The sequence below is a fragment of the Embleya scabrispora genome, from assembly GCF_002024165.1.
Lineage (GTDB): Bacteria > Actinomycetota > Actinomycetes > Streptomycetales > Streptomycetaceae > Embleya > Embleya scabrispora_A.
This window is the reverse complement of the sequence record NZ_MWQN01000006.1, coordinates 131,824-144,879: the sequence shown is the minus strand read 5'-3', so window position 1 is coordinate 144,879 and position 13,056 is coordinate 131,824. Positions and strand designations below refer to the sequence as shown.

Sequence of the window (13,056 nt, the reverse complement as noted above, 5' to 3'; positions counted from 1 at the left end):
TTCCGGGAGTCGTCGAAACAGACACGGGGCCTTTTCCTTGTCGGTGAACTTCGGCCATCCCGAGCCGTACCGGCGGACGTGATTGCTTCGCTGTTCCCGAGCGGGCGTCACCCGACGCGGTACCGATACCCGAAACGATGCCCGCCGTGATCGGTGCGACGGTTTCCCGAGCGGCGACGCGGGGGGGAGGCGGCTACACCTTCTTGCACGCGTAGGCGAACAGGATTCCGTTCGAGATTCTCCCGTAGGCGCCGTTCGCGTTGGGGGAGTTGCACCAGTACGTGATCCCCTGGTGCTTGCTGTAGACCTCGAATGGTTGTTTGATGTCTCCCCAGCCGGTCTGGGCCCCGTTCTTCGCTTCGCACTGGCTCATGTGGTCCTCGACGTTCCCCGACTTCGGGTGATAGTCGGGATAGATGCACTCGTATCGCCAGACGGCATCGGGCGGCTCGCCCCTTTCCGTGGCGGTGGACGGGGCGGCACCGGCGAGCAAAACCGTTGCTGCGATGCCCGAAGTTGCGAGAAGACGCCTCATGACACGCTCCTGCCGTGTTCGTTTCATCGTCCTTGGCGATTGCGCCGGGAGTCGGACACCCTCCCCGCTCCCCGCCGCGTTCTCCGATAACCTGCGGACACCGACAGGTCACCGCTTCGGCGTACCCGGCGAGGTGTCCGCGAGAGCGGTGTGCCCGCAGCCGAGGCCATCAGGCAGGAAGTCGCCGGGCAGACGAGGCGCGGAAGCCGGGCCCGGGCACTTGCGAACGCGCGCAGACGCTCCGCCGGTTTCAGGGCTCTGTGCGGATCGTGGGGATCGCCGTGGTCGACGCCGACCAAGGGTCGCCCGGACGCCGGTGGCCTCCCGGCACCGGCGCGGACACCCGGCCGCCTAGGCGCCTGGCCCGCGGCACGGCGCCCAGGGTGGGCCGGCGGCGGGCGGGCGCGGCGTGGGCGAGGCCCGGAACGACGGATGGCGGCGAAAGGAGGTGGTTCGTCCACGGACGAGGCCCCGGTGTCCTGGGTGTGGGGTTTGCGTCAGCCGGAGTGGCCCCGGTGCACGCAGACGACCTGCTGCCGGTCGATCACCAGCCTCGCCGGCATCACCAGCGGTGGACTGGACTCGGACCCGGCCATGAAGAGCTGGTGCGGTGGCCGCACCGGCTTCCGGCGTTTCGGCCGCCGACAACCAGTCGGCGGCCGAAACGCGGAGTGGAACGAACCGTACGGCCCCCGGTGAGCGCTCAGGGGCTGTGACTGCGAAGCCACGTTGTCCGCGGGGTCAGCCGGTGGCCTGGTCCACGGCGGGCTTGTCCATTGACAAGGCTGCCCAGGGTGTCGGTCACCCCGCCCAAGGTGTTGGTAGCGGGGCTGCTGAAGGGGCCGAGATTTTCGGTCACGAGTGCCCTTTCGTCATTTCGGCACGTGCCCCTCCTCTACGAGGCGCACGATCGAACCCCGGTGCTCTACCCCGCTGGTGGCCCGTCCGGCCCCTGGAACGCCAAGGCCACCCGCACGAGCATCGGTGACACGGGGCCGGCGCTGCGCTGACCACGGGACAACCCTTGCTCTCGAGGGATCACGACCACGCGCCAGGTGCGGGCATCGGGCCCCTCGTAGCCTGCGGTATTTGACGATGACGCGCTCCCCGCCGACGATGCCATGTCGGACGGTCGGGTGGCCTCTCGTTGTGTCGCGCGCGGGTTGTAGCCACGGGTCGTTGCGGACGGCGTGAAGCTGGACACGTTTACAATCCCGGCCAGGGGCGAGTTCGCTTTCGCGCCGGCGAGTACCACCTGGCGTTCGAGAAGCCCACCCACCTGATCACGCCTGGCGGCAACGCCCGGCTCGAGTTGCATCGGATGCAATTCCGCCCGGATATGGACCACGCGCGGACGGTGCCGGTAGCGGCCGAACTCGGTGTGCGCGTGGTCACGACGACCTCGGGCACCACCGGCACGCCGCACCGGTGGTGGTGCGGGCAGCCCACCGACCGTGCCGGGCAACTCCCGCTCGCCCGCCACAAGCGGGTCGGCGTGCAACAGCGGCGCGATCTCGCGCCGCAGCACCAGGCCCAGCGGCAGGCTCGCCCCCACCTGCCGCCACCGGCCGCGGCCGCGCAGGCGAGAGCGCTTGCCCCGGCGGCGGCTTCGAGACTCACCGCGGCCGAATCGAGGCACCTGATCGACGACTCGGTCATCGAGGGCACCCGGCTCCGGATCGAGAACCGGACTACCGAACCGTCGAGGTTCTCGTGCGCGGCACCGTCTCCGACTGCCGAGATCCACAGCACCGCCCTGCGGAACGACACCCGGCGCGCGCGTCGGCCCACTCGCCGACCGGTTCCTCGCCGCGCGAGGGCCGGCCGCCGGGAGGTTGAGGAGTCCGGCGTTCGGCTGCGGCTTCGGGCGGAGGCGTGCTTCGATGTCCTGATCGGTGGCGTGTGAAGGCGTGCCCGCGAGGTTCGGGGGTCAAGATGTTGAGCGAGTCGTTGACCGCGTTGGCCGCCATGGGCGGTTCCGCCGTCGTGCAGGCGGTGGGGACCGACGCGTGGGCGTCGTTCCGGGTCGGAGTGGGCCGGCTGTTCGGACGGGGCGGGGCCGACGAACAGGCCGCCCGGGTGACGTTGGAGCGTTTGGACCGGGTGGCGGTCGCACTCGAGAACGCGCCGGACGCGACGGACGCGGAGCGGGTGGGAGCCGAGACGGCGTCGGCGTGGCGAACCCGGTTCGAGGATCTGCTCGACGGCCTCCCCGAGCACGAACGCCGTGCCGTGGAGACGGAGTTGCGGGAGCTCGTCGAGGCCGCTCGCCGTGCCGGCGCCGCCGCGGGCGGCCACAGTGCCGGGCATCACGGTGCGGTCGTGCGCGGCGACCTGAACATCACCGCGGAGGGTGGGTCGGCGGCGGCGTTCGGCATGGGCGATGTGCACCTGGGAGCCGCGCCGGGCCCTTCGGTGCCGGGTCCGTTGGAGGGGTGACCGGACCCGGTGACGACCCCCCGGCCCCGGCGTCCGCCGGTCGTTGGTCGGTCCACGCCGACCGCGGCGGTGTCGCCGCGCAAACCGTGGGAAATCTGAGTCTCACCGTCGACGCCGTACCGGTTCCGGCGCCGGTCACGGTGGTCGAGACGCTGCCCCGGGACGTGGCCGCGTTCACGGGCCGCGCCGGCGAGCTCGACCGCATCGTCGACGGCGCCGCCGGCCCGGGGGCGGTGCTGGTCATCCACACCGTCGACGGGATGCCGGGGATCGGGAAGACCGCTCTGGCCACCCACGCCGCGCATCGACTCAAGGAACGCTTTCCCGACGGCCGGCTGTTCGTGAGCCTGCACGCCCACACCGGCGACCGTGCCCCGGCCGATCCGGCGGAGGTGTTGGCCGCTCTGCTGACCGCGCGAGGTTTTCGCCCCCTGGACGTCCCGCGCACCCTTGACGGCCGTGTCGGAGCATGGCGCGATCACACCGCCGGGCTGCGCTTGTTGCTCGTGTTGGACGACGCCGCCGACGAACGTCAGGTCGAACCCCTGCTGCCCGGGGCGGACGGCAGTGTGGTCCTGATCACCAGCCGGACCCGGCTGGCGCTGGACGGCGCCGAACCCCTCACCCTGCCCCGTCTGCCCCGTCGGCAGGGCGTCGTACTGTTCAGCCGACTCGCCCGCCGCGCCCCGGTCGGCCTCGCGGACACGTTCGCGATCGAGCGTGCCGTCGCCCTGTGCGGCGGGCTACCGCTGGCGATCTCCCTGCTGGCAACCCGCCTGGCCGCGCATCCGACATGGCACCTGACGGATTTCGTAGAGGAGTTCGCGGCGGCGCAGGACCGTCTGGAGGAACTTCGCGCCGGTACGCGCGCGGTATCGACCGCGTTCAGGCTGTCCTACGACGAACTCCCCTTCGAGCGAAGGCGGTTGTTTCGTCGGCTCGGACTGCACCCGGGCCCGGACCTCGATGCCGCCGCGGTCGCCGCCCTCGACGACACCACCCCCGAACGGGCCCGCGCCGCACTGCGCGTACTCGACGACCGCCACCTGATCGAACAACCCACACCCGGCCGTTACCGGCTGCACGACCTGATGCGGGTGTACGCCCGCGCTCTCGCCGCCCACGACCCCGAGAACGACCGCGCGAGGGCGATCGACCGGCTTCTGGGCCACTACCTGGACATCGCCACGCGACGAGAGCCGGCCGATCGCCGGTCGGCGGTCCCGTCGAGCGGGGCGCGGATGCGCGCGGAGCGCGGCAACCTCCTGGCCTGCCTCGACCACACCGCGGCGCACGGCCCGGTCCGCTACCTCATCGACCTCACCGCCGCCACGGCCGGCTTCATGCTTCGCGAGGGCCCCTGGACCCGGGCGGCCGAACTCCATAGCGTCGCCGCCGCCGCGGCGCGCGCCCACCGTCTCACCGCCGACGAGGCCACCGCCCTCGATCACCTCGGCGTCGCCCGGCGCATGCTCGGCGATCACGAGGAGGCGATCGAGCTGCACGCACGAGCCCGGGCGTTGTACCGCGAGGTCGGTGACCGCCGCGGCGAGGCCGACGCGCTCGACAACCTCGGTCTCGCGCGACGCCTGCGGGGCGAATACGCGACAGCCGCGGAACTGCACCAGCGGGCCCGCGAGCTCTACCGGGAGATCGGCCACGTCGCAGGGCAGGCCGAGGCGGTGGACAACCTGGGCGCGGCCCACCGCATGCTCGGCGAATACGCCACCGCGGCCGAACTCCACGAACAGGCGAGCGCCTTGTTCCGCGCGACCGGCAATCGCCACGGCGAGGCCCACGCCCTCGACGCCCTCGGTCTCGCCCAGCGCATGCTCGGCCGATACGCGGCCTCGGCCGAACTCCACGAACGGGCGCGCGAGATGCACCACGACCTGGGCGATCGCCTCGGCGAGGCCAACGCGACGGACCATCTCGGCACCACCCGGCGCCTGCTCGACGACTACGCGGAGGCGGCCCGGCTGCACGCCCGCTCCCGGGACCTGTACCGCGCGATCGGCGACCGGCTCGGCGAGGCCAACGCGGTCGGCCACCTCGGTCGCGACCGGCGCATGCTCGACGACTACGCCGGGGCCGAGCCGCTCCTGGAACAGGCCCGCGCGCTCTACCACGCGATCGGGCACCGGCTCGGCGAGGCCAACGCGCTCGACGACCTCGGCGACACGCGGCGCATGCTCGGCGACCCGGCAGCCGCGGCCGAACTCCACGAACGCGCGCACGCCCTCTTCCACGACATCGGCAGCCGCCACGGCGAGGCCAAGACCCTGGACAACCTCGGCCTCGCCCGGCGCGTGCTCGGCGACCCGGCGGCCGCGGCCGAACTCCACGAACGCGCGCACGCCCTCTTCCACGACATCGGCAACCGCATCGGCGAGGCCACCGCCCTCGATCGTCTGGGGGTCGCCCGGCGTGAACTGGGCGACCCGGCGGCCGCGGCCGAACTCCACGAACGGGCCCGCGCGATCTACGGCGCGATCGGCAGCCGCCACGGCGAGGCCGACGCGCTCGACAATCTCGGCACCGCCCGCCGAGCGCTCGGCGACCTCGCCGCAGCGGCCGAACTCCACCGACAGGCGGCGGAAACGCACCGCGCGATCGGCAATCGCCGCGGCGAGGCCGACGCGCTCGACCATCTCGGCACCGTCCGCCTCGCCCTCGGCGATCCCGCGGGAGCCGCCGAACACCACGAACGCGCGCGCGACCTGTACCGCGACCTCGGCGACCGGAAGGGCGAGTTACCGGCGGCGGCGCGTCTGCGCCTGTCCCAGGGCGTGCCGGACGAACGGACGTGACCGGGACGGCGACAGCCGACAGCGCGCCGGCGAGAACGGTGTCTCGGTGCGGCCCGAACACACCCATCCGCTGATCCGACAGGCCAGGGAGCGGGCCGAGGGCGGTCCGCAGCTCCGATCCCCAACGCGCCGTTCCCCGCAGACGCGCAACGCTCCGCCCAGCAGGTGCGGCAACTCTTCGACCGCAACCACACCCTCGTGGCGGGCATCGTCCCCGGGCCACCCGGTCGAGGGCGCCGCGCCGCGGCGTTCGACCCGACCACCGGCAGCTTCGTCGGCATCCCGCCCGCCTGGGACGAGTTCGTGTCCCCGAGCGCGCCGATGGAGTCGGCACCCCTGTTCGGTCCCGACACCGGAGCCCTGTGGTACCGGAACGACGACAAGCGCGTCCTCTCCCGCGATCCGCGATCCGCCGCAACACCCCGGGAACGCGGGCGTTCGGGAGGGAACTCGTTCCTGTTGTCCGGCGAGAGCGTGTGGTCCCCGGCCGCCGCCGTCGAAACGGTCTCACCGGCGGGCGACGTGGCCGCGGCCTACGAGTACCGACGCGGGATGCACTGGTCCGCAACGGCCGAAACATCACCGAGGGCGAGGAGCGGATGCCCGGCGGCGACAAGATCCCCCGGCACTGCTCGCCCCGCTTCCGGATCGACAACGCCTCGTTCGTGTGCGCCGACACCAGCGCCCTCCTCCGGGTCACCCTCGCCCCCGACCGCGCCTCGGTGACCTCGGTCGTCCCCCCGCTGCCGGCCAACGACCGCACCAACACCGACGCCACCCTCGCCGCCGCCGACGGCAACACCGTCCTGTTCGTCTCCCGCGTCGGATCCGGCGCCGCGATCCTGTACAAGATCCGCCTCGACACCCCCGCTGCCGCCCGGTCAAACTCGCGGACCTGCCCATGCCCCCATCACCGGTGGCGAACTGAACGTCCACCTGGTCGCCGCGCAATGACACCCCCCACCACATTCGACGCGCCGGTGACTCCGCCGCCCGCCACGTGTTGTCGCGCTTCGGCGCGACAAGCTGGTTTGTCTGGTAATCCTGGAAGCGCCCGGCGGGCAGGGTTCGTTGGGCTTGTGATGACGACGGGACCGGGGGTGGGGGATGTCCCAGGCGTGGAGGGTCGCGGTTGTGGCGGTCGCGGTGGTGGTGGTCGTCTCGACGCCGTTGGTGTGGTTGGTGGACGGCCCGGACACGGGGCAGCTGGTGGGCGCCTCGGTCCAAGGCGCCACGGGTGTGGGCGCGCTGGTGTGGGCCCTGTTCCAGAAACCGCCCGTCCCGGCCCCGCAGCCCGTGAACGAGGAGGCCGTCGACACGGGCCGCGCCGAGGCGACACGCGGTGGTGACGCCCATTCCGGCATCCGCGGTCCCGCGGGACCGGGAGGCGGGTCGGCGCGCGCGGAACACACCGGCGACGCGGTCGCCGACGGACCGGGCAGCAGCGCCGGCACCGGCATCGACCACCGCCCCTGACAGGGCAACGCCAAAGCCGCGCACCGGGACACACCGAGAAGGCGAGGAGGCCGCCATGCCATGGCGCCGACGCGATCGTGAACGCGACCCCGCCACGCCCGCCGACGTCCCCGCGGCCGGGGACGAGGTGGTGGTCGTCGACAGTGGCGATGCGCACGCCTTCGACGGCGGGTCCGCGGTGTCCGGCCACCGCGGGCCGCCAGCCTCGGGAACCGGCGGGGCGAGGACGGTACACGTCGCACGAAGCGGGGCCGCCACCGCATCCGCGCCTCACGCCGTGGCCATCAGCGGCAACGCCAACGTCCGCATCACCCATCAGAACATCCGAGCCGCGCCCGACCCGGTGCCGGTGCGGTGGCCGCTCGTGCCGCGTCCCGTACCGGCGTTGGCCTCCGCGTTCCAGGACCGCACACCGCTGCGCGAGCGGATCGACCGGGCCCGGGCCGAGCACGCGGGCGTGGTGCTGTCCGGCGGCGGCGGTATGGGCAAGTCGCAACTCGCAGCCGCCTACGCCCACCAGGCCCTCGCCGACGGGGTCGACCTGGTTTTGTGGGTCGACGCCGCCGACACGGAACAGGTGATCACCACCTACGCGAACACCGCCCGCCTGGTCGCCGCCCCCGGCGCCGCCGGCTCGGACGCCGAGGACGACGCCCGCGCGTTCGTGAACTGGCTCGCGACGACGCCTCGTTCGTGGCTGGTGGTCCTCGACGACATCACCGATCCCCGCGCGCTCGAACCCTGGTGGCCACCGGCACCCTCACCCTCCGGCAAGGGCCGGGTTCTGGACACCACCCGCCGCCGCGAGGCGCTGCTCTCCGGCGGTGGCCGCGTCGTCGTCGACGTCGACACCTACACCCAGGCCGAAGCCGAGACGTACCTGCGCGAACGCCTCACCCACGCCGCATGTGCGCACCTCCTCGACCAAGATGCCCCGCTCCTGGCCCGCGAACTGGGCCTGCTGCCCCTGGCCCTCGCCCACGCCGCCGCCTACATGATCAACGAAGAGGCGACCTGCGCCCGCTACCTGCGCCTGTTCACCGCCGGCACCGCCCGCCTGGACAAGCTGTTGCCCCGCGACGCGGACACCGAACGCTACGGCCGCCCCGTTGCCGCCGCCCTCCTGCTCTCCCTCGATGCCGCCCAACGCGCCGAACCCACCGGACTCGCCGGCCCCGCCCTCGCGTTGGCCGCCCTCCTCGACCCCGCCGGACACCCCCGCGAACTGTGGACCCACCCCAGCGTCCTGAACCACCTCGGCACCCACCGCACCCCCGACACCGTGGCCGACGCCGAGACCGCCCACGCCGTCGTGCGGCTCCTGCACCGATACGGCCTGATCACCGACGACTCCCGCCACGGCCCCCGCGCCGTCCGCATTCACGCCCTCACCGCCCGCGCCGCCCGCGAAACCACCCCCGACACCGAACTCCCCACCGCCGTACACGCGATCGCCGACGCACTCCACGGACTGTGGCCCGCCCAGGACCACACCGACCAGGACCTGGCCGCCGTCCTGCGTGCCAACACCGACACCTTGACCACACACGCCGGCGACCACCTGTGGCACCCCGACGGCCATGCGGTTCTGTACCGAACCGGACACAGCCTCAACGACGCGGGACTCCACAACGCCTCGACGTCTCACTGGCGGCGTACGACAGCCGACGCCGAGCGGTTGCTGGGGGCGGAGCACCCCGACACGCTGACGGCTCGGGCGAACCTGGCGGTCTCCTACTGGCAGGTGGGGCGGATCGGCGAGGCGATCGACCTCCAGGAGCGGGTGCTGGCCGACAGCGAACGGCTGCTGGGGCCGGAACACCACGACACGCTGAAGTCCCGGGCGAACCTGGCCGCCTCCTACTGGCAGGCGGGGCGGATCGGCGAGGCGATCGACCTGGAGGAGCGGGTGGTGGCCGTCCGCGAGCGGTTACTGGGGCCGGAACACCCCGACACGCTGAAGTCCCGGGCGAACCTGGCGGTCTCCTACTGGCAGGTGGGGCGAATTGGCGAGGCGATCGACATCGACGAGCGGGTGCTGGCCGACCGCGAGCGGTTGCTGGGGGCGGAGCACCCCGACACGCTGACGGCTCGGGCGAACCTGGCGGCCTCGTACCGGCAGGCGGGGCGGATCGGTGAGGCGATCGACCTGGAGGAGCGGGTGCTGGCCGACAGCGAACGGCTGCTGGGGGCGGAACACCCCCATACGCTGTCGGCTCGCGCGAACCTCGCCGTCTCCTACTGGCAGGCGGGGCGGATCGGTGAGGCGATCGACTTGGAGGAGCGGGTGCTGGCCGACAGCGAACGGCTGCTGGGGGCGGAACACCCCCGCACGCTGACGGCTCGGGCGAACCTGGCCGCCTCGTACCGGCAGGCGGGGCGAATCGACGAGGCGATCGACCTCGAGGAACGGGTGCTGGCCGACAGCGAACGGCTGCTGGGGGCGGAACACCCCCATACGCTGTCGGCTCGCGCGAACCTCGCGGTCTCCTACTGGCAGGCGGGGCGGACCGGCGAGGCGATCGACCGGCTGGAGCGGGTGCTTTTCGACCGCGAACGGCTGCTGGGCGCCGAACACCCCCACACGCTGACGTCCCGGGCGAACCTGGCCGCCTCGTACCGGCAGGCGGGGCGGATTGACGAGGCAATCGACCTGGGGGAGCAGGTGCTGGTCGACCGCGAGCGGTTGCTGGGGGCGGAACACCCCGACACGCTGAAGTCCCGGGCGAACCTGGCGACCTCGTACCGGCAGGCGGGACGGACCGGTGAGGCGATCGACCTGCTGGAACGGGTGGTGGCCGACAGCGAGCGGCTGCTGGGCGCCGAACACCCCGACACGCTCGCGAGGCTGGCTGCCTTACGTGAATTGAGGCGTCCCTGACGTCCGACCCGGAGGCTTCCCTGACCCGTGTGCTCGTCTCTACCCGGACGGGGCCTCGCCGTCCACGTCGTCGGAGCCCGTCCCGGCCGCCGGAGGGTTCGGTCGTGTTGACGCCGGCGGCGACCAACTTGACGATCATGTCGACGAATTCGGCGATGACCACCGGGGCCTTGCAGTCGCCGATGCCGCGACGTCCTGGCCGCCGAACGCAAAGAGCGCGCCCGCATCCGAAGCGGGAAAGGCATCCGCTGGGGCGGACGGCCTCTCAAGAGCGCAGCTTGATCCACCTGGCGGACGACCTGTCCGGCCGCATCAATAGAGTCTCGGCCGTGAGTGACGACGTTCATGTGACCGCTTCGGCATCGGATCCGTCGGGGGCGGAAGGATGGTGGACGGACCTGCGATGGCTGGTGAACGCTGATCCGGAACGGGTCCTGGGGTTGCCGGCTCCCGATGCGGATTCCGATGTGCGACTGATGGCTGCGGTATACCGAGCGTCGGCGGACGTACACCGGGACGTGCCACCGTGGGTCCGGCGGCAACTGCTGGCCCTGGACGCGGCTCGGTACGGGGACCGGGGATTGTCGGCGCGGATCGCCGCCGTGCCGGTGGAGGGCGTCGACGCCGAGCCATGGCGGGTGCTGTGGTCCACCGGCGCGCGGAGTGACCCACACTTCCGGATGAACCCGTCCGGTCACACCGGCGGTGTCGACGCGGTGGTGACCACCTTCTCGGACGGCCGCCACGTCGTGGTCACCGGCAGCAAGGACCGGACGGTCCGGGTGCGTGACCTCGAGACCGGCCGGCCGGTCGGCGGACCCATGAGCGACCTCAACGGCAGAGTGTGGGCGGTGGCGACGGCAACAGTGGACGGTCGACCGTACATCATCACAGCCAGTGACTGGGCGGTACGCGCGTGGGACCTGGCCACCCGACAGCAGACGGGCGAGCTGCCGGGGATCAGCGGTGAGGTGTGGTGTCTGGGCACGGCTGTCGTCCAAGGGCGACCGTGTGCGCTCGCCGGCGACGACGACGTGTCGGTGCGGGTCTGGGATCTGGCCAGTGGGGAACAGGTCGGCGAACTCACCGGACACGACGGATTCCTGATGGCCGTCGACACGCTGGTGATCGATGACAGGCCCCATGCGGTGGGCTGTATGAGCGGCGGCACGGTCTGGCAGTGGGACCTGACCACCGGACAACCGGTCGGGGAGCCCCTGACGGGCCACGACGGCGAGGCGTGGGCGGTTGCGACAGCGGTCGTCGGCGGCCGAGCCCACGCGATCACGGCAGGTCATGACGCCACCGTGCGCGTGTGGGACCTGGTCGTGGGACGGGAAGTCGGCAGGCTGGTCGGCCACGAAGGCACCGTGTCCGCGGTGGTGACCGCGGTGATCGGTGGAGAACTCAGGGTCGTCACCGGTGGTTCGGATGGAACGGTGTGCCTGTGGGAGCCGGCGGCCGGGCGGCGGATCGGCCGGGAATTGGTGTTCCCCGCGCCGGTCCATGCGCTGACCGTGACCCCGGAAGGCTCGCTCGTCGTGGGCTTCGGCGGCGACGTCGCGGCTTTGTCACTACATGCCGACCCTGGCTCCATGTGACCGTGAGTCGCTGGTGGTGTGACCGGATGGTTGCTGGTTCCGTCCGGCGATGAGGACCAAGCGCAGCCGGCGTCCGCGCAACCCGGCGAACCTATGCGGTCAGAGCACGTGTCCCGGGCGCCTCCCCTTCCGGTGCGTTCCACAGATGGGCCTGCCGAACCAGCGCGGCCAGGTCGGCGCCCGCGTCCCGGGGCGAATCGCTGTACCTCATGCCCTGGACGATGCCCACGCGAATACAGCGACACAGCCGACGAACGATCACCGACATGTCGCATGTTGGCAATCGCGGTGGCAACTAGATCACGGGTCGTCACTGTTCGGGATTCGGACGCCCCGCCCGGACGGACGGCCGATCGGCTCGGACCCGCGCGATCCGGTCCGGATCCACGATCACCCCCACCTCTCGCGTGCCGCCCAGGACACCGGCGACGGTGGACGTCATCTCCAGGCGGCCGAACGCGCGTGACGAATCCGACCGCACCCTTGGGCACGCTCGCCTGCGCCCATCCGTCGAGGTCCCCGCCTTGTCGCCGACGTTCATCCGCGTGTCCTCCTGTTCACCGAACTCCTCGGGCGCGTCGCGGGGTTCGCGGCCGGACGGGGGCCGGCAAGTATGCCGGGGTCGGCGACACGTAGGGGAGGCCGCTTCCCGGCGCCGTGGCCCTCGTTGAACGGGCGATGCACACTCGCGTACGCACGATCCGAGAAGGGCAGGCCCGCCGCGGCCCACGAACCCGTCGCCGACGACCCCCGCACCGAACACGACTTCATGGACGCGTACGACCGCGCGGTCGAGTACGCATTCGGCGGCCATCCCGACGACCGGGACCGGGCCGTGCGCCGTCCGGCCCCGTGCGGATGCGGGCGCCTGGAGTTCGACGGCCGCGAAGTCGACCGCACGGCTGTCACCGCGCTCGCCTCGAGGGCGGGGTGGCCGACTGCCGCGGCGGACCTGCTCGCCGCGCCTCGACCACGCCCACCGCGCCTTCGGCTGCGCCGGCCAAGAGAATGTCATTCGGGAGATCCACGTGAGCCGGCCCGGACGCTGCGAACCGGTAGAACTCACCCGACTCCTGGGCCGGCTCATGCGCATTCACGCGGTAGGAACGCCGTGCAACGCGATCGAACCCGCCTTCGCCCGCGCGGTCGGCCACTCCTTCGGGTGAATCCCGCACACGACCCCCACAACCCCCACGTCGGTGCCATGCCGGGTGGGCATCCTTCGTCGGGTCCACACAATCACTTGCGTGTCCTGTGCGGGCTGTACCCGACGGTGTCACGGGGCCCGGCTTCGGCCGGGCCCCTTACGCGTTC

The 13,056-nt window shown here is 72.1% G+C and carries 8 protein-coding genes; 5 read left to right on the top strand and 3 right to left on the bottom strand.

Features of this window, described 5'->3' with window-relative positions; all coding sequences use genetic code 11:
• Positions 1 to 193 precede the first annotated feature (193 nt).
• On the bottom strand, positions 194 to 535 hold the full coding sequence (locus tag B4N89_RS46920; protein ID WP_143658491.1) for a hypothetical protein: 342 nt from the start codon (positions 533 to 535) through the stop codon (positions 194 to 196).
• A 925-nt stretch (positions 536 to 1,460) separates the two neighbouring features.
• Positions 1,461 to 2,090: a hypothetical protein gene (locus B4N89_RS49470; RefSeq protein ID WP_143658489.1), complete on the bottom strand. Its 630-nt coding sequence runs from the start codon at positions 2,088 to 2,090 to the stop codon at positions 1,461 to 1,463.
• A gap of 380 nt (positions 2,091 to 2,470) precedes the next feature.
• Between B4N89_RS49470 and B4N89_RS46910 the strand changes: the two genes are divergently transcribed.
• The 5 genes from B4N89_RS46910 to B4N89_RS46885 all read left to right on the top strand — a co-directional run bounded on the left by B4N89_RS46910 (position 2,471) and on the right by B4N89_RS46885 (position 11,742).
• Complete coding sequence (locus tag B4N89_RS46910) at positions 2,471 to 2,974, top strand: hypothetical protein (protein WP_078982870.1); 504 nt, start codon at positions 2,471 to 2,473, stop codon at positions 2,972 to 2,974.
• An 86-nt stretch (positions 2,975 to 3,060) separates the two neighbouring features.
• Complete coding sequence (locus tag B4N89_RS46905; protein WP_143658488.1) at positions 3,061 to 5,784, top strand: tetratricopeptide repeat protein; 2,724 nt, start codon at positions 3,061 to 3,063, stop codon at positions 5,782 to 5,784.
• Between the two features lie 1,107 nt (positions 5,785 to 6,891).
• Positions 6,892 to 7,260: a hypothetical protein gene (locus tag B4N89_RS46900; RefSeq protein ID WP_201261216.1), complete on the top strand. Its 369-nt coding sequence runs from the start codon at positions 6,892 to 6,894 to the stop codon at positions 7,258 to 7,260.
• Between the two features lie 277 nt (positions 7,261 to 7,537).
• A complete protein-coding gene (locus B4N89_RS46895; RefSeq protein ID WP_268812623.1) occupies positions 7,538 to 10,141 on the top strand; it encodes a tetratricopeptide repeat protein in 2,604 nt (867 codons plus the stop codon).
• A 476-nt stretch (positions 10,142 to 10,617) separates the two neighbouring features.
• On the top strand, positions 10,618 to 11,742 hold the full coding sequence (locus B4N89_RS46885) for a WD40 repeat domain-containing protein (protein WP_161501084.1): 1,125 nt from the start codon (positions 10,618 to 10,620) through the stop codon (positions 11,740 to 11,742).
• 310 nt (positions 11,743 to 12,052) lie between these two features.
• Here B4N89_RS46885 and B4N89_RS52920 read toward each other — a convergent pair whose 3' ends face one another.
• The gene (locus tag B4N89_RS52920) at positions 12,053 to 12,184 is read right to left on the bottom strand and encodes a hypothetical protein (RefSeq protein ID WP_268812622.1); all 132 of its coding nucleotides are present in this window, start codon (positions 12,182 to 12,184) and stop codon (positions 12,053 to 12,055) included.
• Between the last annotated feature and the right edge of the window lie 872 nt (positions 12,185 to 13,056).